This is a genomic window from Pedobacter psychrodurus, from assembly GCF_004331735.1.
Taxonomy (GTDB): domain Bacteria; phylum Bacteroidota; class Bacteroidia; order Sphingobacteriales; family Sphingobacteriaceae; genus Pedobacter; species Pedobacter psychrodurus.
The window spans coordinates 1-26,031 of the sequence record NZ_SJSO01000008.1 but is presented as its reverse complement, the minus strand read 5'-3'; the positions used below and the strand labels follow the sequence as shown (position 1 = coordinate 26,031).

Annotated in this window: 20 protein-coding genes and 1 pseudogene; 5 read left to right on the top strand and 16 right to left on the bottom strand. The window is 37.6% G+C overall.

The genetic code is table 11. The annotated features are described in order from the left end of the window. Positions 1–177: 177 nt before the first annotated feature. Positions 178–1,857 (bottom strand): energy-dependent translational throttle protein EttA, encoded by a 1,680-nt coding sequence (ettA, locus tag EZ456_RS11765; RefSeq protein WP_116251430.1) that lies wholly within the window; start codon positions 1,855–1,857, stop codon positions 178–180. Positions 1,858–1,979: 122 nt separating this feature from the next. Then, positions 1,980–3,047 (bottom strand): SDR family oxidoreductase, encoded by a 1,068-nt coding sequence (locus tag EZ456_RS11760; protein ID WP_131530361.1) that lies wholly within the window; start codon positions 3,045–3,047, stop codon positions 1,980–1,982. Positions 3,048–3,196: 149 nt separating this feature from the next. Between EZ456_RS11760 and EZ456_RS11755 the strand changes: the two genes are divergently transcribed. Then, positions 3,197–3,778 (top strand): Crp/Fnr family transcriptional regulator, encoded by a 582-nt coding sequence (locus EZ456_RS11755; protein WP_131530359.1) that lies wholly within the window; start codon positions 3,197–3,199, stop codon positions 3,776–3,778. A 450-nt stretch (positions 3,779–4,228) separates the two neighbouring features. Here the strand turns inward: EZ456_RS11755 and EZ456_RS11750 are convergent, their stop codons facing one another. The 3 genes from EZ456_RS11750 to EZ456_RS11740 all read right to left on the bottom strand — a co-directional run bounded on the left by EZ456_RS11750 (position 4,229) and on the right by EZ456_RS11740 (position 6,467). Beyond that, positions 4,229–5,758, bottom strand: coding sequence for a DUF4394 domain-containing protein (locus tag EZ456_RS11750; RefSeq protein WP_131530357.1), 1,530 nt, complete (start codon positions 5,756–5,758; stop codon positions 4,229–4,231). A gap of 49 nt (positions 5,759–5,807) precedes the next feature. After that, entirely contained in the window at positions 5,808–6,125 is a 318-nt protein-coding gene (locus EZ456_RS11745; protein WP_131530355.1) for a hypothetical protein, read from the bottom strand. A 150-nt stretch (positions 6,126–6,275) separates the two neighbouring features. Beyond that, positions 6,276–6,467, bottom strand: a complete 192-nt coding sequence (locus tag EZ456_RS11740; protein ID WP_131530353.1) for a RagB/SusD family nutrient uptake outer membrane protein — start codon at positions 6,465–6,467, stop codon at positions 6,276–6,278. 396 nt (positions 6,468–6,863) lie between these two features. On the opposite strand from EZ456_RS11740, the gene EZ456_RS11735 reads away from it, so the two are divergent. The 3 genes from EZ456_RS11735 to EZ456_RS11725 all read left to right on the top strand — a co-directional run bounded on the left by EZ456_RS11735 (position 6,864) and on the right by EZ456_RS11725 (position 11,121). Continuing rightward, positions 6,864–7,361, top strand: coding sequence for a BLUF domain-containing protein (locus EZ456_RS11735; RefSeq protein WP_131530351.1), 498 nt, complete (start codon positions 6,864–6,866; stop codon positions 7,359–7,361). 548 nt (positions 7,362–7,909) lie between these two features. Continuing rightward, entirely contained in the window at positions 7,910–10,462 is a 2,553-nt protein-coding gene (locus EZ456_RS11730; protein ID WP_131530349.1) for an ATP-dependent Clp protease ATP-binding subunit, read from the top strand. Positions 10,463–10,608: 146 nt separating this feature from the next. Continuing rightward, on the top strand, positions 10,609–11,121 hold the full coding sequence (locus tag EZ456_RS11725; protein ID WP_131530347.1) for a CAP domain-containing protein: 513 nt from the start codon (positions 10,609–10,611) through the stop codon (positions 11,119–11,121). Positions 11,122–11,229: 108 nt separating this feature from the next. Here the strand turns inward: EZ456_RS11725 and EZ456_RS11720 are convergent, their stop codons facing one another. From EZ456_RS11720 to EZ456_RS11695, 6 genes are all read right to left on the bottom strand, one after another. Beyond that, positions 11,230–12,102 (bottom strand): ATP-grasp domain-containing protein, encoded by an 873-nt coding sequence (locus tag EZ456_RS11720; protein WP_131530345.1) that lies wholly within the window; start codon positions 12,100–12,102, stop codon positions 11,230–11,232. A 144-nt stretch (positions 12,103–12,246) separates the two neighbouring features. Continuing rightward, positions 12,247–13,314 carry a PA0069 family radical SAM protein gene (locus EZ456_RS11715; protein WP_131530343.1) on the bottom strand — a complete coding sequence of 356 codons (1,068 nt, stop codon included), beginning with the start codon at positions 13,312–13,314 and terminating at the stop codon, positions 12,247–12,249. Between the two features lie 79 nt (positions 13,315–13,393). Continuing rightward, the gene (locus tag EZ456_RS11710) at positions 13,394–14,632 is read right to left on the bottom strand and encodes a carboxypeptidase-like regulatory domain-containing protein (protein WP_131530342.1); all 1,239 of its coding nucleotides are present in this window, start codon (positions 14,630–14,632) and stop codon (positions 13,394–13,396) included. 533 nt (positions 14,633–15,165) lie between these two features. Next, positions 15,166–16,410 carry a carboxypeptidase-like regulatory domain-containing protein gene (locus EZ456_RS11705; RefSeq protein ID WP_131530340.1) on the bottom strand — a complete coding sequence of 415 codons (1,245 nt, stop codon included), beginning with the start codon at positions 16,408–16,410 and terminating at the stop codon, positions 15,166–15,168. 319 nt (positions 16,411–16,729) lie between these two features. Continuing rightward, on the bottom strand, positions 16,730–18,382 hold the full coding sequence (gene recN / locus EZ456_RS11700; protein ID WP_131530339.1) for a DNA repair protein RecN: 1,653 nt from the start codon (positions 18,380–18,382) through the stop codon (positions 16,730–16,732). 101 nt (positions 18,383–18,483) lie between these two features. Continuing rightward, the gene (locus tag EZ456_RS11695; protein ID WP_131530338.1) at positions 18,484–20,574 is read right to left on the bottom strand and encodes a M56 family metallopeptidase; all 2,091 of its coding nucleotides are present in this window, start codon (positions 20,572–20,574) and stop codon (positions 18,484–18,486) included. 6 nt (positions 20,575–20,580) lie between these two features. Between EZ456_RS11695 and EZ456_RS25815 the strand changes: the two are divergent. Continuing rightward, positions 20,581–20,667: pseudogene (locus EZ456_RS25815) on the top strand (hypothetical protein); the annotation flags it as partial. A 2-nt stretch (positions 20,668–20,669) separates the two neighbouring features. Here the strand turns inward: EZ456_RS25815 and EZ456_RS11690 are convergent. The 5 genes from EZ456_RS11690 to EZ456_RS11670 form a co-directional block, all read right to left on the bottom strand. Then, positions 20,670–21,041 carry a BlaI/MecI/CopY family transcriptional regulator gene (locus EZ456_RS11690; RefSeq protein ID WP_057934613.1) on the bottom strand — a complete coding sequence of 124 codons (372 nt, stop codon included), beginning with the start codon at positions 21,039–21,041 and terminating at the stop codon, positions 20,670–20,672. A 484-nt stretch (positions 21,042–21,525) separates the two neighbouring features. Continuing rightward, complete coding sequence (gene porD / locus EZ456_RS11685; RefSeq protein WP_131530336.1) at positions 21,526–22,419, bottom strand: type IX secretion system protein PorD; 894 nt, start codon at positions 22,417–22,419, stop codon at positions 21,526–21,528. Next, positions 22,416–23,612, bottom strand: coding sequence for a bifunctional phosphopantothenoylcysteine decarboxylase/phosphopantothenate--cysteine ligase CoaBC (gene coaBC, locus EZ456_RS11680; protein ID WP_205945074.1), 1,197 nt, complete (start codon positions 23,610–23,612; stop codon positions 22,416–22,418). The genes porD and coaBC overlap by 4 nt, the downstream gene beginning before the upstream one ends. Before the next feature lie 78 nt (positions 23,613–23,690). Further along, positions 23,691–24,020, bottom strand: a complete 330-nt coding sequence (locus EZ456_RS11675) for a DNA-directed RNA polymerase subunit omega (protein WP_116251471.1) — start codon at positions 24,018–24,020, stop codon at positions 23,691–23,693. 3 nt (positions 24,021–24,023) lie between these two features. Then, on the bottom strand, positions 24,024–24,959 hold the full coding sequence (locus EZ456_RS11670) for an outer membrane protein assembly factor BamD (RefSeq protein WP_131530335.1): 936 nt from the start codon (positions 24,957–24,959) through the stop codon (positions 24,024–24,026). Positions 24,960–26,031: the final 1,072 nt, after the last annotated feature.

Genomic DNA, 26,031 nt, shown 5'->3' with positions numbered 1-26,031 from the left:
AGCCCGTCGAAGGACCTGCATAGATTTATAGTAAGCGTTTCGACAGGCTCAACGTGACAGATCGGAGTGGAATTAACTTTATAGTATAGCTTTTCTTAGCTACTGAAAGTTACCTATCCAAAACATTTCAAAATTGCGCCTCAAACAAAAAAGTCCCGATTCTCATCGGGACTTGCATTAGTTAAGTTTTTTATATCTGATGCGTTTAGGTGTAACATCACCCAAACGTTTCTTGCGGTTTTCTTCATAATCTGAATAGTTACCTTCGAAGAAATAAACTTCAGAGTTGCCTTCGAAAGCAAGGATGTGTGTACAGATTCTATCTAAGAACCACCTATCGTGACTGATTACTACGGCACAACCACCAAAGTTTTCTAAAGCTTCTTCAAGTGCACGTAAAGTATTTACGTCGATATCGTTGGTTGGCTCATCCAGTAGCAATACATTGGCTCCTTTTTTCAGGGTAATGGCTAAGTGTACGCGGTTACGCTCACCACCTGATAGGATACCTACTTTTTTCTGTTGATCGCCACCATTAAAGTTGAATTTTGAAACATAGGCACGTCCGTTAACAGCTTTAGTACCCAGTTGGATATTGTCTAATCCATCAGTAATGTTTTCATAAACGGTTTTATCGGCATCTAAATCGTTGTGCATCTGATCTACATAACCCAGTTCTACGGTTTCACCTACGCGGAAAGTACCAGTATCTGCTTCTTCTTGCCCAGTAATTAAACGGAATAAAGTGGTTTTACCTGCACCATTGGGGCCAATAATGCCCACAATACCTGCAGGAGGAAGTGAGAAGTTTAAATTATCGAACAATACCTTATCGCCATAAGCTTTGGTTACATTCGTGGCTTCAATAACCACATTACCCAAACGTGGACCCGCAGGGATAAAAAGTTCCAATTTATCTTCTCTTTCTCTGCCATCTTCTGAAGCTAATTTATCGTAGTTGGCTAAACGTGCTTTAGATTTTGCATGACGTGCTTTTGGTGCCATACGTACCCATTCTAACTCACGTTCTAATGTTTTCTGACGTTTGCTCTCTGTTTTTTCTTCCTGAGATAAGCGCTTAGCTTTTTGCTCTAACCAGCTGCTGTAATTTCCTTTCCATGGAATACCTTCGCCGCGGTCTAATTCTAAAATCCATCCGGCAACGTTGTCTAAGAAATACCTATCGTGGGTAACTGCAATAACGGTTCCTTCGTAATTTTGTAAAAACTGCTCTAGCCAATCGATACTTTCGGCATCCAAGTGGTTGGTAGGCTCATCCAATAGTAAAACATCGGGGTGTTGAAGCAATAAGCGGCACATGGCTACACGACGGCGCTCCCCACCTGATAAGACACCGATTTTAGTGTCAGGATCAGGACAACGTAAAGCATCCATTGCTCTTTCTAGTTTCGAATCAATTTCCCAGGCACCTAAAGCATCGATTTTATCCTGAAGTTCGCCTTGCCGGGCCATTAGTTTATCCATGGCATCAGGGTCAGAATAGTTTTCTTCTAATCCGAAAGCCTCATTCACTTCTTCATATTCTTTTAAAATAGCAGTTACTTCAGCAACGCCTTCTTCAACCACCTCGCGAACGGTTTTTTCTGGATCTAAGATCGGCTCTTGAGCTAAATAACCCACAGAATAACCTGGTGAGAAAACCACTTCGCCTTGATACGTTTTGTCTAAACCGGCAATAATTTTTAAAAGAGACGACTTACCAGAGCCGTTTAAACCAATAACCCCGATTTTAGCACCGTAAAAGAAAGAAAGGTAAATATTTTTTAAAACCTGTTTTTGTGGAGGGTAAATTTTATTTACACCTGCCATTGAAAAGATTATTTTTTCGTCAGACATATTATTGAATTATCTTGCAAAGATAGGGGTAAAAAATGGAAGAGGTAAAATGTTATCACAAATAAAGAAGAGCTTGTGATCATACATGATTACAAGCTCTTTCTTGTTTAATAAGTAGCTGATTAAGGAATTAACTTCGCTACTCGTAGTTTATCAAATAGTTTAAAAAATGATTCTTCTGTGTCCTGATAAACAGTAAAGCCCAGTTTTCTACTTTTCGAAATATCAGTCATTACTTCGATAGGCCTTCCCAGATCGAGGTCGGTGTGCCACGCAGACGCCAAACGACTTAAATTTTCTTCTTTTAGTCCTTGTTTTTGGGCAATTTGTTGCCAAATTTCAGCATCATTGGCCAATTCTTCCTCCAGCGGTTTAATCTTCCCTTCAAAACCTAAAACTTCCACATCAAAATAGGCTGCTATGCGTTTCCATAACCTGCTCCATCGAAACACATCGCCGTTAACAACGTTAAAAGCCTCATTCCTGGCTGCTTCAGTAGTCGACGCCCAGATTAAATGCTCGGCCAGTACATTTGCATCGGTAACATCCGAAAGGCCGTTCCATTGTGCTGCAGATCCTGGCCATTGAAACTTTCGACCAGGTTCTTTACATATGGTGGCATACACCGCTAAAGTGGTTCCAAGGTTCATGGCATTTCCTACTGCTTTTCCGATAACGGTATGTGGCCTGTGAATGCTCCAAGTAAATTCATCACGTTTTGCTGCGGCATATACTTCATCTTCCTGGGCATAATAAAAATTCTCCATTTCTAACCTCGGATGTTCTTCCCTTAAAGGGGTTTCGGGTAAAAATCCTTCTTTGGCATAGGCTTCAAACGGGCCGAGATAATGTTTTAATCCCGTTACCAATGCCACGTGCTCAACTGTTTTTTTTTCGGATAATACATTTAACAGGTTACGTATCATCAGGCTATTTACCCTTATATTTTCTGCTTCTGTATCGTTGCGCATCCAGGTTGTAATATAAACGTGGGTAGGTTTTACCTGCGATAAAGCTGACTTAAGGCTGTTAACGTCCAAGAGATCTGCCGCAACTGGTTTAAGTCCTTCGATTGCTATATTTGGTGTACGGGCTAAGCCATAAGTTTCCCAACCTTTGGCTAGCAGGCTTTCGGCCAAATTACCGCCTGTTATGCCACTTGCACCAACTACTAATGCTATATTGTTCATGATGTTCTAATTTTTAAGCAAAATTAGCGCTGTGTGATTGCTCCACACTTGACCTGCGTCAAATAATGCGCTTGATCTGGATCAAGTGCATATTTAGGGTTCATCCATTGAAAAAATTATCTTTATGCACTTTAAAGATTTATTCGCACATGATTGATATACTCTTCAGCCATATTCAGGAAAAAGTTTCGCTTACCGATCAGGATAAAGAAGGAATACAATCCTTTTTTTCTCCTAAGAAACTAAGAAAACGGCAGTATTTACTAAATGCAGGAGATACCTGCAAGCACCTGGCGTTTGTAGCCAAAGGATTGCTCCGTACTTACAATGTCGACGAAAAGGGTGATGAACACATGAGTGTTTTCGGCTGGGAAGGCTGGTGGTTGTCTGATTTTAACAGCTTTTTATCTGGAGAACCCGCCTTGTTCAATATTGATGCGATAGAAGATTCGGAGGTGCTCTTGATTTCGAGGAGCGATTATGATGAATTAACACTAGCTGTACCCATTATGGATCGGTACTTTCGTATACTTTACCAAAATAGCTTGGTTACAAAAGAACGCAGATTAATGAGTTCCATTACCCATAGTGCAGAAGAAAAATATCTTTTACTGGTGGAGTCGAACCCGCAGATTATTTCGCGCATCCCGCAAAATCTAATTGCTTCTTATCTCGGTATTGCGCCAGAAACGCTTAGTCGCATCAAGAAGCATCTGGCTTTAAAAAAATGATGTAAATCTATTCAGCACCCCGTGGTACTGCATTTGGGATCTAAATATGTAAAAGCGGTCTGAATTAGACCTCGTAGCCTCTGTTTGGTACTTCACAAGCTCAATTTGGTACTTAATAAGCTCGGCATGGTGCAAAATAAGTATCAATGAGGATGAAATAAGTATCAAAAATAGGACGATTTTAGTCCAATAAACTCAATTTGGTACTTAACAAGCTCGGCGTAGCACAAAATAAGTGTCATGCTTTTTTAGGAGATGACAGTATTCTAATCCAGTTTTAATGTAATTATCAGCGTATTTTCAAAAAAAGCGATTGTAGGTTGGGGAGGGTAAATGCTTTACTTTTAATGACCGGATTAATTCTTAGTAAATACAGTAAACACTAGTTAAAACAAAAGCCTTTCAGGGTTGAAAGGCTTTTGTTTTTGGAGCGAGTATAAATAGTGTGGTTTAAAAACCTAAACCTAATGTAAATCCTCTTACGGCAGTACTTATAGTTGCACCTGCAGTTGCTGCGCCAGTTGTAAGATTTACAGAATACAATTTCTGAACACCACTGACGGTAAATATGCCGTAGGCAAGTCCGCTTGTACCACCAATATCGAAACCGCTGTTGGCTTCTACGTTTATACCTAATGGGCCTACATCAACTAAAGTTCCAATATTTGGCGGATCTTGTTTATATAAACGATCACCTGTAGAATCGATATCAAATAATACCGTTGTTGTTGCACCTGCAAAATTATTGGTATAGGCTGCGCCCGAAATTGCTGCGGTACCTAATGAAATAGCGCCATCAACAAGTAACACACCATCTGTAGGGTTCACCCTAAAGTTTTGACCGGTATTGCCAACAATTCTAATCCGATCTACTGTTGGGTTAAAATCAATGCCAACTTGAGTTGCGGTGAGTAAAGTGCTTAATGGTCCTGTTCCTACCATGGCAGCAAGGCCTGAAGATGCATTGATGCTATAAATCCTACTAGTACTTCCGATAGCAAATAATTGACCATTTGAAGGGCGCATATCGATACCTAAAATATTTTCTCCTGGCTGTATACCTGTAATGGCTTTTACAACAAGCATTGGACTAGCGGCCATTGGATTGAAAATTAAAAGTTCATTATTGTTAGATACCGCATAAGCGACAGCTTCAGTAGGAATAGCAAGACCAGTAATCTGTTGATCTATTTTGTTGATTTTCGAGGCTTTTCCAGTGGTTAAATCAATCAGGTATAAGCCAGATTTACCACCTGTAGTTAATGCTGCCAATGCCGCTGTTCCATCCGGATTAATATCAAAACCACCAACATCTTCAAAATCGAAACCCAAACTTCCAACTTCAACCAATTTTCCGTCATTTGGTGGATCTTGTTTATGAAGTTTATCATTAGCAATATCGATATCAAAAAGTACAGTAGTGCTTGCGCCAGCTTTATTTTGAGTATATGCAACTGATGATACCTTGGCATTAGTTACACCATTAATCATCCCATCAGTAGCTGCCACTGTACCTGTTTCAGGATTTAAACGTAAGTTTTGGCCTGATGAGGTCACCACACGAATACGATCTACAGTAGGATTAAAGTCGAAACCTACTGATGTTCCGCTTAGTGCAGGAGTGAAGGGGGCTGCCGAAATTGATCTTGCTGTTCCTGTTTTAGGATCAATAACATATAAGCGGCTGGTGCTGCCTAATCCATATAGCTGTCCTGTTGCCGGACGAAAATCTATACCTAAAATGGTTTCCCCACTCTGGAGGCCAGAAATCGTAACCTGAGCGGTAACTGAATTTGGGTTTTTAGCATTAATCAATAATAGTTTGCCATCGGCTGTTAGTGCATAAAAATTAACATCAGGCCCAGGGCTAAGCATTTCCTGTTCAGGATTATTGTTTCTGTCTTTCTTGCAGGCAGAAAATAAAATAGGTGTCATAATAGCCAATAGGGCCATTAAGATTAAGTGTTTAGTTTTAATCATGTCTTTAAATGTTTAATTAAGAAAAATAGTTAAGGTTAAGCACAATGGCTTATTTTGGTGGGTATTCTAGTGCTTGGGGGTAACACTTTAAAAGTTTGTAATCGCCAGAAAAAAGAACGGCTTTCGATTTTGCTATGTTTAAGGAAGTAGTATTGACTAATCTGTTAATCGCCAGATCTTCGAATTTGAGTTTCTCTTCTAACTGTTCGTTATTTTCGTTAGTACTAGATTTATCAGTCTTGTTGCTGTTTTCTTTTACAACTTCTTGGTGTGATTTTGGAACGGTAATGGCATATAATGTAATTCTTCCCGCAAAAGCGATTAAGAGAAGGAGTACAATTAAAAGTCTTTGATAAAGAGACGCCATTATGCATGATCCAATTTTATGGACTTAACTACATATACGGCAAAAAAACTTTCTTAGATTTTTTTGGAATAATTTATTTGTGGCTTCTTTTGAATACTACAAATAAGTTAAAAATAAACGGGCTGAATTAATCCAGCCCGTTTATTTTTATTAAGGGTTTTGAGATAAATTAGGGTTTTTATCTCTTTCTGTTTGTGGGATAAAATAAATTACCCGCGCATCATTAGGGTTAATGGTTTGATTAACTGAACCATTAATGGTAGAGTGTGTACCGGGGTAATCTCTTACCACTGGGCGGTTATTTCTAAACAGATCGTAAGCCCTCTGACCTTTAAAAGCCAATTCTTAGCCATCTTTATTCTAATACAATATCTAAAATACTGTGTGGGCGTAACATCTGCTAAAGTATATGTCGGAATTCCTGCACGGGATCTAATTATATTTACATCATCTAAAGCCAGTTGTGTGTTATTCTAAGTTTTAACCATAAAACTCTTTAGTTTGTTAGCGTATTTTAAAGAAAAGAGAAGCGTTTTTTTTGATTGCTAAAGTAAAAATAATCAATTACGCTTATTATTTTTTTAGATTTACTCGTGTCTGAGGGTAAATGATAGATTTGTGCGTACTTTTTGATTGAATTTTAGAGATTGTGATTGTGTATTGTTAGGATTTTATAGAAAAAAATCAGATAATAGGTGTATTTTAAGAAAAAACAAAAAATTTAGTGTTAACTACCTTATGGAATTAGAGAATGAAGTTTTAAATCCCATTTTTTATTTAATTTATACAAGTATAGAAAGTAGCTTGTTCAATAATGATGAACTTAAGGCCTTACTTAATCAATGTAGAGATTTTAATAATCGAAATAATATTACTGGGATATTATTATATGTAAGAGGTCAGCAAATTACAAAGAGTAAAGGAAGGTTTATGCAATTGCTTGAAGGAGATGAACGGATAATCCGCAGACTTTTTAACAAAATTGTAAATGACGAACGTCATAAATCGGTTGTTTTGCTGCAAATTGGCAAATATGATCGACGTTGCTTTGCAGATTGGAGTATGGGATTTGAGCAGGCCGATGGAGAACTTTACCAATCGCTATCGGGCCATTTCGATTTAAATGATGTAGTTTCACAATGTGATAAACTTGGTGCTACTGATGTTCCATTGCAGTTTTTACAGAAGTTATCTTCAAACAATAAAGGGCAGTTTGCCGAAGCGCTTTATGGTTAAAAATCATTAACAAAGCTTAGATTGGTTTCTACATAAAGATTAGCCCATTATTTATGATAAATGAATTAAAATAAACTACTGTATTAAAAAACAAAAACAACCTAATTACAGTTAACTTCGTATTAAGGTTATTATAGTTGGGCTGATTGGATTAGTTTGCTGATTTTTATCTAATGAAATTGTTAAATGATGTCACGTTCTTTTTGTTTTTCTGTCAAAACTTGTAAATTGCCTAAGTAAAAAGATACATATTGTCAGTTTTTGATTGCAAAAAAATCCTTACAATAAACCGACAATAAAATATCTGTAATCGGATGTTTTTGGCAAATGTCCCTTTAAAACCTTTAGAACACTTATTACGTAGATAGATATAAATAAAATAATATTTATCGAAACGATAATCTTATATTGAATTTTGGGTTCTCGGGCATTCAAAAGCCTTTTTGTCTACCCATATGGCGCAATTGTTGATAAAATAAAGAAAACAGTACGTTCGTTTTTATAAAGTTATTTTATAGTTTAGGGACGTAGCTGTTAAGAAAGGTATTATGGAAGCAAAATTTTCACCACAGGTTAAAGATGTAATCTCTTTTAGTAGGGAGGAAGCGCTGCGCTTAGGGCACGATTACATCGGAACCGAGCATTTATTATTGGGCCTCATCCGCGAAGGCGATGGCATGGCTATAAAAATTTTACGATCGTTAGGAGTTGATACCGGTAAATTGCGCCGCTCAATTGAAGATGCCGTTCGCGGTACTTCGAGTGTTACAGTAAACTTAGGCAATATTCCATTAACAAAACAGGCAGAAAAAGTTTTAAAAATCACTTACTTAGAGGCCAAAATATTTAAAAGCGATTTAATTGGCACCGAACATTTGTTGTTATCGGTTTTGAGAGATGATGATAACATCGCCTCACAAATTTTACTGCAGTATGGTGTTACTTATGATGTTTTTAAACAGGAGGTAGAAGTGAATAAAAATGGTTTCAGAGATGATATCTCAAATAGTGCTTCAACAGGAGGCGATGATGATTATCGCGAAGAGGAAAGCTTTAGTACACCTAAAAAGGTTTCAGATATAAAATCTAAAACCCCTGTTTTGGATAACTTTGGCCGTGATTTAACAAAAGCTGCAGAAGAAGGTCGTTTAGACCCGATTGTAGGCCGCGAGAAAGAAATTGAGCGTGTATCGCAGATTTTATCCCGTAGAAAAAAGAACAATCCAATTTTAATCGGAGAGCCAGGTGTGGGTAAATCGGCAATTGCAGAAGGCCTCGCCTTACGCATTGTACAACGTAAAGTTTCGCGTGTGCTTTTTGGCAAACGTGTAGTTACATTAGATTTGGCATCGCTGGTGGCCGGTACAAAATACCGCGGCCAGTTCGAAGAACGTATGAAAGCCGTAATGAACGAGCTTGAAAAATCTACTGATGTAATTTTATTTATTGATGAGATCCATACCATAGTTGGTGCTGGTGGCGCATCAGGTTCATTAGATGCATCCAATATGTTCAAACCTGCTTTGGCAAGGGGCGAAATTCAATGTATTGGTGCCACAACATTAGATGAATACCGTCAGTACATTGAAAAAGATGGTGCTTTAGACCGTCGTTTCCAAAAAGTGATGGTAGAACCAGCTACACCGGATGAAACTGTAGAGATTTTAACACGTATAAAAGATAAGTATGAAGAGCACCACGGTGTAACTTATACTGATGAAGCTATTTTAGCTTGCGTTACTTTAACATCGCGTTATATTTCTGATCGTTTCTTACCAGATAAAGCGATTGATGCCTTAGATGAAGCAGGTTCGCGTGTTCACTTAACCAACATTCACGTTCCTCAGAATATTATCGATATCGAAGCTAAAATTGAAGATATTAAATTAGAGAAAAACAAGGTTGTACGTAGCCAGAAATATGAAGAAGCTGCGAAACTGCGCGATAATGAGAAAAATTTAATTGAAGAATTAGATAAAGCTAAAGCGGAGTGGGAAGCTGAAACCAAAACTAAACGTTACGAAGTATCAGAAGATAATGTAGCCGAAGTGGTTTCGATGATGACTGGTATCCCTGTACAACGTGTAGGACAAACAGACAGTGTAAAACTGTTGAACATGTACGATAAAGTGGCTGAGAAAATTATCGGTCAGGATGATGCGATTAAAAAATTAACCAAAGCTATCCAACGTACAAGAGCCGGATTAAAAGATCCTAAAAAACCAATTGGTTCATTTATTTTCTTAGGTCCAACTGGCGTAGGTAAAACAGAATTAGCGAAAGAATTGGCTCGTTTCATGTTCGATAGTGATGATTCTTTGATCCAGATCGACATGAGTGAGTACATGGAGAAATTTGCGGTGTCACGTTTGGTGGGAGCGCCTCCAGGATATGTAGGTTATGAAGAAGGTGGGCAATTAACTGAAAAAGTTAGGAGAAAACCTTATGCCGTAATCTTATTGGATGAGATCGAAAAAGCGCACCCGGATGTATTCAATATCTTATTACAGGTTTTGGATGAAGGACAGTTAACCGATAGTTTAGGCCGTAAGGTTGATTTTAGAAATACAATCATCATCATGACTTCTAATATTGGTGCCCGTCAACTTAAAGATTTTGGACAAGGCGTTGGTTTCTCTACAGTAGCGAAAACAAACCAGGCTGATTCTCACAGTCGTGGCGTAATAGAAAGTGCTTTAAAACGTGCTTTTGCCCCTGAGTTCTTAAATCGTGTTGATGATGTTGTGGTATTTAATAGCTTAGGTAAAGAAGAAATCTTCAGAATTATCGATATTGAATTAAAAGCTTTATTCGGTCGCGTTCATACCCTTGGCTATGAAATTGCGCTAACTGAGAATGCTAAAGAGTATATTGCTGAGAAGGGTTTCGATATTAATTTTGGTGCTCGTCCGTTAAAAAGAGCAATCCAGAAATATTTAGAAGATCCAATCGCTGAAGAGATTCTTAAAGGCGAATTAGCTGAAGGTGATGTTTTAGAAATTGATTACGATAAAACTACCGAACTGATTTCGATCAATCACAAAAAAGGCGAAAAGAAAAAAGAAGAGCCAAAACAAGAAGAAGATTCTTCAAGTAAATAAATAAAAAACTCCCGATGAAAATCGGGAGTTTTTTTATTTAAGTTTTATTCTGTTTCCTTTATTTGCTTTTAGGGTGTGAAAAAGATGAGTATAAATTATTTTTTTTAAAGAAAATCATTGTACCTTTCCTTAAACTATCCCGATTAATGAAACTAATTACCTTTCCCTTAGCGTGTTTAGCGCTGTGTTGTTCATTGTCCTGTAAAAAAGGACCTGATGATTCGCCAGGAACAAACGATCCTCCAGTACTTTCTACTACAACTAATATTAATAACGAAGCCTTGTTAAAATTGGTAAACGACACCCGTTTAGCTGGCTGCAATTGCGGAACAACTGTTATGCCTCCTGTTGGAGCGCTAACCTGGAGCATAAATTTAGGTGCTGCAGCTATTGGCCATAGTAAATACATGGCATCTATAAAAACCTTAACACATATATCTGCCAATGGAGATAATGTAGGTGCTCGGGTTAAAGTTACTGGATATAATTGGACATCGGTAGGTGAAAATACTGCTGTTGGCCAAACTACCGAAGCGCAGGTGTTTAACGACTGGATTAAAAGTGAAGATCACTGTAAAAATATCATGAATGCTACTTTCAAAGAAATGGGGGCAGCTAAAACGGATAATTACTGGGTTCAGGTTTTTGCCGCTAAATAAATTATTTCGTCATTTCCTGAAGCGCAGTCCCGAATATTCGGGAGAGAAATCTTTTTGATGTAGATTTCTCGACTTCGTTGCACTCCGCTCGAAATGACGGTGGCTGTTTTACATCAACTCTTCTAGCGCCATATAATACCGTTCATAATTTAGAAGATCGGTATTCAGGAATAGAAAGGGCTCAATGAGCTCTAATTCCATCAATAAAAATTCGCCATTTACAAAAGTACCATCAACCCTTGCATATAGGCAATCTGTAGCAAATAAGGTTACATATTGCTGTGCCGTAGCAATCAGCTCTTCACTCGGTTTTTGCGGGTGCACAGATCCACCATGGGCTGGCTGTACCCTAAAATCGCCAGGTTTGGCATGCTTGATTAATGAATGACTATATACTCCATTAAAGAAAATAAAAGACCATTCACCGCTTTCCAAAATCTCAGGTAGAAATGGCTGAATGATAAAATCTTCATCCTGAATCAGGAGGTTTAATTTTTGATTAACCTCGTTCACATTATCCAAAGTTACCTTGAATGTATTTTTTGCACCACCGCTTACACAGGGTTTTACAATTAACTTATTGGTGTTAAATTTTTCAAAGAAACGCTCAAGGTCTACGCCTTTTTGATTTTGAATGAAAAAACTAGGTGTAATCTTTAACCCAGCAGCTTCAATTTCCTGCAAATACTGTTTGTTTGCATTCCACCTCACTATCTCAATAGGGTTAAGTAATTTTACTTTTTTTGCTTCCAACTGATCAAGCCAATTGTAAAACTCTCCAATCAGGTCAAAATAATCCCACGGCGATTTTAAAATAGCAAGCGAATAATCTTCCCAGTTTACATTTTGATCGTTCCAGATTACTTTTTCAATGTTCAGTCCTTTTTCTTTCAGGAAATTTAAGAGTTTATCATCCTCGCTTTCAACGGTGGCGCTATCATAAGCTCCTTTATCCAGATAGGTTACTAATGCAATGTTCATGGCATTAAAACTAAGTTTTATAAAGGTGGATTACAAATCCACGGTTCAAAGCGTCCCGATTACAAATCGAGACCAATAATATTGAGATGGCCGTGATTATAAACCATGGCCTTGAGCGCTGAGGGTATTTCTCCTCAAAAATTTTTAAAATAGACTCGCCTGATTACTCGGAACTTTAAACAAAGTATGGTCTAAAATAATATCCTTTACATTTAAACCATTTAAGCGGCAGTGCAGTCTGAAATTATCTCTAATCATTTGAGAAATATTTCCATCTCCACGCATCCTATCGCCAAATCTGCTATCGTTAACATTCCCACCATGGCAACTCTGAATCATGTGCCAAACTTTATCAAAACGGTCAGGAAAGTTTTTGCGCAGCCAATCTTCAAATATCTGCCCAATAGCTCCATTTAGCCTCACCACGGTATAACCCGCTTTAATGGCACCAGCATTTGCCACGGCTTTTAAAATTTTTGGAATTTCATGATCGCTTAAACCAGGAACAAGAGGGGCAACCATAACACCCATAGGAATTCCATCTTTACTCAATTCTTCTACAACCTTTAACCGCTGTTTGGCCGTTGTAGTGCGGGGTTCCATTACCTGTCGTAAATCTTCATTTAAGCTATTGATAGAAACATAAACCATGCAGAGATTTAGCTTGGCCATTTCTTGCAGAATATCCCGATCGCGAAGAATAAGCGAATTTTTGGTAATCATACCGATGGGCTGCTTATAGGCCAATGCAATTTCAAGCAATTGCCTGGTGAGTTTAAACTTTCTTTCGGCAGGTTGGTAGCAATCGGTATTACCAGAAAGGGAAATGGTGGTGGCATCCCAGCCTTTTTTCTCCAGGAACTTTTTAAATAGCGCTGGAGCTTCTCTTTTAACAATTATTTTCCGCTCAAACTCTATTCCTGCGCTGTAGCCCCAATATTGATGTGAGTTGCGCGCATAACAATAAGTACAACCGTGTTCGCAACCTTGGTACGGGTTTAAAGAATAAGCCATGCCTACATCGGGGCTGTCAACTTTGTTTACAATGGTTTTCGAATTTTCAAAAATAAAAGATGTTTTACGATCGCTTTCCTCCCAATCGTCTATTCCTTCATCATGTTCCTTAACATAAACATCCTTTAAAAATTTGTTATGTGGATTAACTTGAGCGCCCCGTCCTTTAAAATATTGTTTTTCTTCTTCGCCAATCATAAATTAAAATTACTAATATTTTTAGTAATTTTAATTTCTAATAGTGGCTACTTTTCAACATTTTTAGTTTCATCATACATCAATTACTTTTCGCAAGAGGCACATAATCCATCGGTACCATATCGGCCACTTTTTCATAAGCCCAAAAACCTTCGTACAAAAGCGATCGGGAATCATAAATGCCACCATTTTCATAGAAACGAACACCCTCGCCGGTTAAGTTGGCCACCGAAATTTCATTTTCGGGTACATCTAAAGGTCTGAAGATCCAAAAACCAGTGTTAGAATAAGCTAACGATTCCTTTTCTTTGGTGTACTGAATCAGTAGTGCGTCAGTATAACTAAGGTATTTTAAATTCTGGTTAAAATAGTGCACTAATGTATCTGTAAGGACCTCTGCTCTCGAAAATTTATCAATGGTTCTGGGCATTTGTTTTTGTTTGGTCCAAAAGGCGAGCAGTGCGGTATCTATTTTCCCTTTATTTTGCCTGATGCCCGTTTTCTCGGGTACGGCCTTAATCTTTTCTAAATTGGCATTAATTAAATATTCAGGATACCGGTTAGGGTTCGGCACTTTTACCATCTTGTTGATGATAAATCCTTCTTCTTGTGTTTTGTTGGCATAAAGCGAACGGAAGAAATGTTGCGACGAACCATAATAGGCTACTTCGCGGGCGGCAATATATTTTTTCTTTTTGGCTACCGATGCCTTTAATTCTTCAAAAAACGGATGCCCGGAATAGTAAATAATGTGTGTTCTGGAATTATATTCGAAACGATCGAGCATATATTTTAGGCGATAACCTAAAGCTTTATTCTCTACAATCAGAAACTCGGTTGTAGAAACCGTTAACGTACTTTTGGTAATGTCGAAATCTACATTTAGCACCTGCGGATTTAATATCTTGCACTGTAAAGCATTTGGGGTTTTCCCAATAAAAAAATCTTTAAACTGCTTGATATATTTCTGACGGTTAGGATCGGCCCTAATTACAACTTCTTCCAGTTGTGCAACATTTTCTTTCAAAACCAGTTCTACCTGCACCGATTTATCGGAGATGATTACACTTTTAGAATAGGGGAGGTAACCAACCAGCTGAACGAGAAGATCGTAACTACCAGGTTTTAGATTGGATAATTTAAATCGGCCGTCGTTATCGGCCACTGTAGCAATCTTATATCCACTTAAATAGATACTTGCGCCAGGTAATCCATCTTTTTGATCCCTAACCAAACCACTAATCGAGAAGGTGTTTTGAGCAATGGCATTAGTACCCAACATGATCAGCATAAGGGCTACTAAAAGGCTTTTAATCATGGAGACGAATGTAACCAAAAGGCTTAATATTTATCAAAAGAGCAAAAGATTTTTAACAAATTTAACATTTATGATTAATCGTCATTTCGAACGGAGTGCAACAGAGTCGAGAAATCTTGCTAGATAGATCTCTCCATTCCGCATTGCTCCAGTCGAGATGACGATTATTTCCAAAACAGCTCAAGTTCATTATAAAGATTATTTTCGGTTTGGAAACGGAAGGTCTGTTTTTCATGGCGATAGCAGCCCCGCCATCGCTTGTAGTCCTCGTTACGCTACGCTTTACTGTGGGCTACCCGCTCTGTCGGGTTTATTTAACATTGGTAGATGCTGCCTGGTTCCAAAACCCTCAATAGTATTACTAGCCTTGCCAGCTAAACCCGACCAAAGTGAAAAACCCACAGCCCGAAGCATGAGGGCGAGGATTTGTAACGAAGGGCGGGGCAGTAGCAACCAAAAAGTACTGTATTTGCTTTCAAAAAAAGAAAAAATGGTGTCTGGTCGTTATCCCTCTTTCTGTATTAACGATATTTCTACTTTTTTTTCTCTCTATTAACCGGTGGCAAATAATCCATCGGAACGCTATCGGCTATTTTCTCCCAAGCCCAATAACCAGTGTAGAGCATCGATCGCGGATTATATATGCCGCCATTCTCATAGAAATAAACTGGTTTTACTTGCAAGGTAATGGTCGATATCTGATAGTCGGGCATATCTAAAGGCCTGCTGATGGATAAACCGATTCTGTTTGCAAATAATGGATCTTCCTTTTCTTTGGTGTAAACGATGTATAGTTTATCTGTAAAGTTTATGCTTTTGATACTCTGATTTTTGAAATGCACTAAAGTATCTTGTGCAATTGGGCTGCGGCTTAAAATGGAAATACCATCAGGGAGGTTTTTCTTTCTGATCCAGTAATTAAGCGAATCGTCATTTTTTATGGTTATCGTTCTGCGTAATAAACCATCTTGCACCTTTGTTAAACGTTTAATATTCACTTTTATGGTACTATCTGAAGGTTTGTCCGGGTTTGGCCGGGTAATTAATTTATTAATGATAAAGCCTTCTTCTGTTGCCTTGCCATTATAAATAGATTTAAAAAAGTGCTGCGGAGAACCCAGGTAGGCTGTTAAGCGTTTCTTTTCCCATATCTTTTTTTTTCGGGATGATCCTTTTAGGTCTTCATAATAAGGGTAGCCTTCATAATACATAATCTTCGATCGGCTGCTATATTCAAAATTATTGACGAGATATTTTATCCGGTATCCTAGTGCCTGGTTCTCGATAATTAAAAATTGATTCGTTTTTACCTTAAGTTTCGCCTCTTCATTGTCGTAATCGATAAGCAGTACATTTGGATTAATCATTTTACATTGCGCAGCATTTGGTGTTGTACCGATGAAAAAATCTTTGAACATGGCAATATAATAAGCCCTGTTCGGATCTGGTTTAATGGTTACTTCATTTAATTGCGTTATACTTTCCTCTAAAACCAGATCGAGTTTTATAGCCTTATCCGAAATTACAATGTTTTTATTTAGCGCTTTATAACCAATAAGCTGTACTAGAATATCGTAATTGCCAGGTTTTAGCGGCAAGGTATAGGTACCATCATTGTTGGAAGCTGTTGCAATTTTATAACCACTCACATATACACCCGCACCAGGTAAAGCCTCACCATGTTTATCTTTAACTATACCCGAAAGGATATAACTTTGCTGCGCCGAACAAAATTTACCGATGATTAATAATGAAAGTAGAAGTATAAGTGATTTCATTAATTAAATATAAACTAATTTTTTAGTTTTACAAAGTGGCTGATGTAAAATTATTGGTGCTTCTTCAAGTTTTGCGCTTTCCACCAGATGGAAACATCTGACGGGACATTCATTGGTGTTTTTTGGGGTGTCAGATATTACTATCTGACACAGAACTCAATCTTTTATGAGAGATCAATTTGTTTCGAATTGCTTTTTATTTATCAGATATAAATACATCTTTAAGCCAGATGGTTGCACCTAGCAGCAAATCTACAAAAGACAAGACCCTGAAATAAATCCGATAGCTATCGGATCAGGGTGACGAGCGATTGTTAAACTAAGCTAACAACTCCCGAGCATTTTCCATGGCAGATAAGCCAGGATTTTTACCACTTAACATTTCGGCAATTACACCGATACGCTCTTCTTGTTTAAGTTTACGGATGCCTGTTGTGGTTTTTCCACGGTCTTCATTTTTATGAACAAAGTAATGCGATATGCCTTTGGCTGCAATTTGTGGTAGGTGAGTAATCGAAATTACCTGCATGTTCTGTCCTAAATTGGCAATTACTTCGCCAACTTTTAAGGCGGTTTCACCAGAAATTCCGGTATCAATCTCGTCGAAAATAATGGTCGGTAACGAAGTATGTTTAGCCAATAAAGCTTTTATGGCCAACATCAATCGGGATAACTCACCTCCAGATGCTACTTTATTTACCGGGGCAGGGGCTTGGCCAGCATTGGCCGTAAAGAGGAGATTTATTTCATCTAAACCATCTTTATTCAATTCGTTCAACACTTTTTGGTCTAAAACCAATTTGGCATTTAGCATTCCCACTTTTTTCAAGGTAATGCTGGTTTGTTCTTCTACAACATTAATTGCTTTCTTACGGTTGGCACTTAATTGATCGGCTTGCTTAAGCAATTCTTTTTTAAGTTGATCTATTTCTTTTTGTAGTTTTTCAATATGCTCATCAGAAGATAATAGTTTGTTCAGATTCTCTTCCAATTGTTTTTGAAGTGCCAGCAATTCTGTATTATTAGCAACGCGGTGTTTCTGCTGGAGTGAATAAAAAAGATCAAGCCTTTGATTTACCAATTCTAAACGATCAGCGCTGTGTATGGTATTTTCTTCAATTCCAGAAACCTCATCGGTAATGTCTCTTATTTCGATAATCGAAGAGCGTAAACGTTCGTACAGCACATTAATTGCAGGATCGAATTTTTCTATACTCTGCAGTTGTAACAAAGCTTCTTTTAAAATCTGTAGGGCAGAAGGTTCACTTTCGTTAATTAAACCGGAAGCGGTGAGTAAGGCTCTCTTTATGGTTTCTGCATGCGTTAAACGTTCTAACTCTTGCTCTAAATCTTCCTGTTCACCTTCTTGTAATTTTGCCTGCTCGAGTTCGTTAAATAGAAATTGCTCATAATCTTGCTTATTTCTCGCTTCATCTGCTTCACTAACCAATTTCTTTAACAGGTTGGTATCTTGTCTTAGTTTTTTAAACCCGCTGCGGTAATTAAACAATAACGATTGGTGGTTAGCTAAGGAATCGACAATTAACAGTTGGAAATCGGCATCGTTAATCTCTTGGGTGGCATGCTGAGAATGGATATCGATCAGCTTTTCGCCAATTTGTTTAAGAATTGATAAATTAACCGGTGTATCGTTAATAAACGATCTGGTTTTACCGTCTATAGATATTTCTCTACGCAGCATACTTTCGTTCGAGAAATCTAAATCATTTTCTTCAAAAAATTCTTTCAGGTTTTCATCTGCCAATGCAAAACTTCCTTCAATAACACATTTTTTATCCTGGTTAAAAAAGTATTTGCTTTCTGCGCGCTGGCCTAAAATTAGCGACAATGCTCCTAAAATGATAGATTTACCAGCGCCAGTTTCACCTGTTATAATATTTAAGCCTTTATCAAATTCGATATCGAGACTGTCAATTAATGCGTAATTACGTATAGAAAGTTTTTGTAGCATAGCTAAGCAAAAATATTAAAATTTATTCAACAGGTGAATACAAAACAAAAACAGCGAAGAATAATCTTCGCTGTTCATCATCTGTTTGGTTTATGTGTTGTTTATTTTATCGAGATATTAATTGCATTATCGTTTACAATTTTTAAGTTGCCTGCCTGCACATAACTTTTTAGTGCCAATTGATCCGCATTGGTAAAATCAGATTTTTTATAGGTTACTACCGCATTTAGTGTGTTCAAAGCTTTAACAGCACTTGTAAAATCCTGATTGTTGTATAACATAACTGCCGGATTTACTTGCGAGCTTTTATTCCCACCTTCCTTTTTCTCTTTCTTCTCCATTTTCTCTTTCAGCTCTTTTACTTCGTTATCGAATTTTTCTTTCAATTTCTTATACTCTTCAGTTTGTTTAACCTTACTGTTTGAGTTATCGTTGTATTTAAACATTATACCATCCGGAGAACGCTGATAACCTTTGGCTTTAAATAAAGAATCGGCATTTAATCTGCTTAAGCCAGATAATCTTGCGATTTCTCCTGATTTTAAAGCATGTGCCCTAATATTCTCAATTTGTGCTCTAAATTCTGGCGTATTCATTTTAGCAGCCATATCTTCACCCATTTTTCTCCATTTGGCTTGTGCTTCTGGTGAACCGAATTCTTTAGTCATATCTTCACCCATTTTTCTCCATTTGGCTTGTGCTTCTGGTGAACCGAATTCTTTAGCCATAGCTTCACCCATTTTTTTCCATTTAGCTTGTGCCTCTGGCGAGTTGTATTGTTTGGCAATATCTTCACCAAATTTTTCCCACTTGGCTTGCGCTTCAGGAGAACTATATTGTTTGGCCATATCTTCACCAAATTTCTTCCATTTGGCTTGTGCTTCTGGCGAATTGTATTCTTTGTGTATTTTAGACAGCAGTAACGAATCGCTGAACTTAAATTTAAAATTACTGTCGGTATGCAATCGGTAGATGTTTTTTCCAGCAAATAGCTCGTCTTTGTAAAAATCTTTTCTTAGGCTATCGGGCATTTCTTTTACCGAGTTGTATTCGGTTTTTTTACCATCTGCATCAATGGTTACAATTTTAATTTTACATTTTTTGGTGGTATCAGTGCAAACAATGGTTTTCATATCATGGTGGTTGATGACACTCAAAACCTCAATTTTATGCGTTTTTTTATTTTCTTTTTTCTTTTCTGTTGGACTGATCCAAGCAATAGAAAACAAGCAGGCTACCCCCAAAGTTAAGGCTGCCATTTGTTGTTTGGCGTTTAAATAATTTGTTTTCATGTTGGTTATTCTTTTTATGCGTTGATATAAATTCTGGGTCTTGCCTGTTGCTGCCAGTGCATAAGCCGGACTGTTTTTGTCTTTTAATAGTTCGAGTTTAAGTAGGGCATGGGCATAGTTCAGTGGTTTTCCGGTAATTTTTAATACCAGATCATCACAGGCATGTTCGCGCTCAATATGTATAAATCTACCGGCCATCCACACAAATGGGTTATAGAATAGTAATGTTTCTATTGCTGTTTTAATGAGGTTAAGTAGGAAATCGTTTCTTCTGATATGTGATAGCTCATGGATTAATATAGCTTCTACCTGATCGTTGTCTAATTGATTTACCAGAGCCAATGGAAATAATACCACAGGTTTTAAATAACCAATAACCAAAGGCACGTTGACAATAGAAGACAAATGGAACTGGATAACTTTATTGATTTTAAGGTGGGCAGTTACCTGTTCGAAAATTGCTTTCCAACTATCTGGAATAGCACTTAAACTTTCCTTCTTTAATTTTGAAAGCTGACCATAGCCTTTAACAATAACGAATAACTGAAGCAAAATACCAATAATGTAAAATACGACTACAACTGGGAAATACTGCTCTGCTTTGCTGCTAAAACTTGGCGGTAGGTTGTTGAAATATTGATAAACCTGTATATTTTGATGATTGATTGCGGGAGCCTGATTATTTGCATTCAATGTTAACTGATGAATGAAATTATAGCCAAAGCCAATAAACATTAAAATGATGGCACCAAAAGCAAGGTTGTGCTTATGTTTTGCCGCCAGCTTCGGAATGCTTAACATTACGATAAATAGGATGCCATAAATAATGGCGCTTTGCCAAAGTGAGTTTAAAATACTCCAGCCAAATGCTTTGATGAACTGTTGTAATAAAGTTTCCATAACGGTGGTTTTAATTTTTTATACGGGGACAATCCGAAAATGTTACTGTTAATTAGAGATCTAAACCCTACACCTTTCAACCTTCAACGCTAACCTTACTTTAGGCTATCTAAATATTTTTTTATTTCGTCAATCTCATCTGCACTTGCAGTATGGTTACCCAAAGCCTGCATCACCAATCTCGCTGCCGATCCGTTAAATACGTTATCGATCATTTTATTTACCAATTGTTTTTCAGTTTTATCCTGACTAACAAGTGCTTTATAGATATGCGTTTTTTGATTGGTATCTCTTTCTACCATTCCTTTCTCGTGCAGAATCTGCATCAGTTTTAAAGTTGTGGTATACCCAGAGTCTTTTTTATTTAGTGCCTCATGAACTTCTCTTACCGTTGCATTCCCCTTTTGCCAAAGCACCTGGAGGATTTCCATTTCGCCTTCTGTTGGTTTGATGTTATGATTAGTCATATGTTACAAGTTGTACGAATTATTTCGTATTCAAATGTACGAAGATATTCGTAATATCAAAATATTTTAACAAATTTTTAACTAATTAGGTTATTTGCTTGAACTAGTCATCGCTTAACTGTGATATAAGACACACGAAAAGGTGGGATGTTGCATGCCTGTTAGGCTTTTGAAAGGAAAAACTTACCTATGAAAAACTGACTTAAGTTATTAAACCTGATTGATGTGGATACCGGCCTGTGCTTAAGGCCTGCAGGCGTATGAACGAAAGCAGGACCAGCTTTAATTGGAGTGCTGAGATTGCTTTTTAGAAAAATATCCTCAAATAAAGAGGAATTGTTTAATCGGTTAATTGCGCTGTTATAGTGTTTTCAAATACCTTGTAGCCACTTCGTGATTAGCTTCTTTAATACGCAAGAAAGATCCTGAAATAAATTTACTGTGTAGCTTTCCGCTGCGCTACAGGTCAGGATGACGAGCAGGACTAATTTTTCTTCAGTCCTTCGTACTTACCAATATTCGCCGGATCGATTTCTGCCAACATATTATAAGCTTTCATACGTTCCTGGCCGTTTAGCTTAGAAAGTACATTGGTTACTTCTTCAGCCTTAGATGCGAAATAAACATTAGGGAAAATAGAACCCAATTTCTGCTTATCCATTTGTTGGAGGGCAGGCAGGGCAGCAACAATCTGTGTGAGGCCCTTATCATTATCGGTAAGCTGATCCAATCCGCTTAAATGGTAACTATAGATGAAATTACGTAGCTCGCTAAAAATTGGGTTTAGAACATTTTCGTTAAACCAAAAACGATTGCGTAAACCATCAGCTGCTTTCCAGCCGGTATTGCCCGAAGCTTGCGCCAGGTTAATAATGTTCTGTGCTTTTTTATAATAAGGAGTTCCGCCCATTTTGCTAAAACTATCTTTATCCATTCCGATGATGGTATAAGCGTAGTAGGTGAGGAGGGCACTGATATTGGAAATGTAATTCTGATCAGAAAAGTCGATTGTAGCGCCATCGTTGAAATTAAAATCGAAATTCTTATCACTCATATTTAACAAAGTACTATTGTAAGAGCTGTTAAAAACCGGGCGACTACTTTGAATCTGCGCTTCGGCAGCATATCCAGAACCACCATCCCAAGAATTGATGGTGATGACAAAACTGCATTCGATACGTTCTTGGGGTTTATAACTTTCGTTGCTAAACTTGTTATTGTTTAAAAAATCGCGGATTGTTTTTTGTAAAGCATCTAAAGTTGGCTTACTGATGTTCGAAACCTGGGGAGCAAGCAAAGTTACCCTTGCATTTAACTCCTGCGCCTGCAGTTTCCCCAAACCAACCAATAACAATATCCAAACAATCTTTTTTATCATTTCACAATTTTTAAAATGGCAGCGCAAATATCTTTAGCAACATCCGTTTTCGATTTCATTTCAAATACAGTCCGTTCTAAAGCTTTGTTAAAAATAGTAATTTTATTGGTATCTGATTTAAAACCTGCGCCCTTATCATTTAAAGAATTTAAAACCACCAGATCCAGGTTTTTCTTCTCTAGTTTGCCTTTGGCGTAATTCTCTTCATCATTGGTTTCTAAAGCAAAACCAACCAAAATCTGGTGTGCTTTTTTTGTTATACCTAAAGATGCGAGTATATCAGTTGTTTTTTCCAGTTCCAAAACCAATCCGTTATCCTGCTTTTTAATTTTATGAGTGGCAACCAGTTTAGGACGATAGTCAGCTACAGCGGCACACATAACGGTAATATCGGTTTCGGGGAATACCGATGAACAAGCATCGAACATATCCTGGGCACTCACCACATCAATTCTTTTTAAAGTTTGAGCAGATTTTTGTGCAGTTGGTCCGGCAATTAAGGTAACGTCAGCGCCAAGCCTGGCGAGTTCATCAGCAAGCGCAAAGCCCATTTTACCAGATGAATGATTGCCTATAAAACGTACCGGATCAATAGCCTCGTAAGTAGGGCCAGCAGTAACCATTACCTTTTTGTCAAATAGCGGCATTGATTTTTTAATGGCATTATCCAGAAAAGAAACAATTTCTTCCGGTTCGGCCATTCGGCCTTCGCCCCAGAGTCCGCTGGCAAGTTCGCCATTGGCAGGTGCTATAACCGTATTACCATAGCTAATAATACGCTCGATATTGCCTTGTGTAGTCTCATGTTTCCACATATCCAGGTCCATAGCCGGGGCTACATAAACCGGGCACTTAGCCGAAAGATAAACAGCCGTTAATAAATTATCGCAGATGCCTGTTGCGAGCTTAGCCAGTGTGTTGGCACTAATCGGAGCGATGATCATTACATCGGCCCATAGGCCCAACTCAACATGGTTGCTCCATACACCCGTTACTTCTTCGAAGTATTGCGTATAAACAGGATTTTTAGAAAGCGTAGCAAGGGTAAGTGGTGTAATGAAATTTGCACCATCAGGAGTAAGAATAACCTTTACGTTTGCACCAGCTTTTACAAGCAGCCGAACTAAAAAAGCCGACTTATATGCTGCGATGCTACCGCAAACGCCAAGGATTATATTTTTATTTTTTAGCATAATGCGCAGAGTACATAAGGCGTGGAGCATAGAGCGTAGTGCTAAACGCTTTGCCCTAAACGCTATGCGCTACGCCAGTTACTTTTGTTGTTCTTTAGCAGGATTTCTATGATAAATTTTATCATTCAAAAATTCATCAATAGCAACCAAAACAGGCTTCGGCATACGCTCGTAGTGCTTGCTGATTTCAATCTGCTCACGGTTTTCGAAAATTTCTTCTAAATTATCGTTGCTCGATGCAAATTCTGCCAATTTACCGTGTAACTCCTCTTTAACGTTATTCGAAATCTGATTTGCTCTTTTAGCAATTACTACTAAAGATTCGTATAGGTTATCTGTAGTTTTATCTAAATCGTGTACGTTTCTGGTTACTGTAGTATTTGGTACAGCAGGTTTGTTAGTATTCATGTATTACTTGTTTTTATTATCCGTTTTATTAATTGTAGCAGAAGTATCTTTTAACTTTCCAGTTCTGATCAACATCTGCTTGTATTTTTCCTGATCAGCAGCATATAATGCCAATTCTTGTTTTGTCGCCACAATTCCTAATTCAACATCATCTTTAAGTACCTTTGCGTCTTTAGTGTATTTACTGTCAGGATGATTTTCGGTAAACTCAGTATATAAAGCAAGTGCCTCATTATAACGGTCTTCCTGGCGGATGACATAACTGTTTTTAGCGTATAAATATTGTGCCTTAATCATTAAAAAGTCCATTTCCTCAGCATATTTAATATCTGGGTAATCTCTTTGCGCATTTTTTAAAGCAAGAACGGCTGCTCTGTAATTATCTACATTACTTGGTCCAGTGGTTAAGTACATTTTAGCATTTTCAAAAGCTTTATCCTCTAATTTACCCCTTAGCGTGGCAATATATTTACCAGCAGCTGCAGCACGATCGCTTGTAGGGTATAAGTTGATGAATAATTGTAGTGCATCAATAGCTTTATAGGTGTTTTCCTGATCCAAAGAGAAATTTGGAGATTCTAAATAGAAACAATAAGCTCCCATATATCTCGCTTCTTCGGCATTTTTACTTGCTGGGTAGGTATCTGCAAAACTTTTAAACTGGTATCTTGCAGTTGTGTAGTCACTTAATCTATATAGTGTATAAGCATAATAATAGTTCAGATCCTCAGCTTCTGCACGGCCACGATATTTTTGAGAAAGATCCTCAAAAAGCACCAATGCTTTGCTGTAATCGCGTTTATTATACAAACGAAGAGCCTCTTGGTATTTTTTTGCAACATCATTACTCGCTCTCAATTTCTCGAAACGACTCTTACAACCCGCAATACCCAGAACGGCAACAAATACTAAAATAATTAAGTGTTTAACTTTAAACATTCTGCAAAGATAATTAATAATACGATAACATCAATAAAAACAATTGGCTGCTAAGCTATGCAAAGCAATTCAGTACAATATAACAGTTAACAATTTTTAACATATATAATGTAGCCTGTTGTCGGGTAGGCCTTTGTTTATTCTATACTATATATAGGTATGCTTCTAGCCGATGACTTCCGAAGTTTTAATGGGTATAGGCGCTGGTAAACTTCGGAAGTCTGGCCCAGGGCGCTACTTATATTAATCCTTTAGGTTTTGGAAAGCAGTTTTAGTGCTACTATATAGGTTTGTTCCTGCCATTCGTTGCAAAGCCTCGGTTCGTTCCTCACCTTCGGGTTTTCCACTGCTGTCAGGTTTAGGTGGCAGGGGTTTGAGGAGTTTTTAAAGTGCTGGATGCGATATTTAAACCTATCAGGTTTTTAAAACTTGATAGGTTTGGTGTTGGAGACAGCCTCAAACACTCTTTTCTTGAAAAAGTTTTACCTGATTCGATATTTTTTCTTGTTGTAAACCATGTACTTACGCTAAGTTCCTCAGTAATCTGTAGAATTCCTTTGTGGAAGCATTAATTTTTTCTACTTTTGCATCCCGCTTCGGAGGAAGGGTTTTGATTGAAAAGATGGCGTGAGAGATTGGAGAGCAGATTTATTTCAAATAAATATTGCGGGAGTGGAAAAGATTGCTACCTTTGCAGCCCGGTTCGGGAGAACGGAAAGCTAAATAAAATTAGCGTATTGAAATAAGGTTAAGAGAGGAAAAAGAAGATCAAAAAAATAAAATTTATTTTATTTGGAAGTTTAAAAAAGATCCTTACCTTTGCACTCCCAACCGAAAGGAAGTGGGAAAATCGGAACGGCGGATGTCGGAAAGATAACGAAAAAAGATTGAAACAAACGAAAACATGTTTAAGACGAATAAGACTTAAACGAACTGAAGTTTGAAGATATATAAAAAGACCAACCGCGAGGTTAACGGTCGATAAGTTCTTAAAAGAGATGTCAATGTAGCGTAGCGAGGTAATGGAGTACTGATCAAAGTACATGATTACGTAGCTTTATTTTAAAGGTGG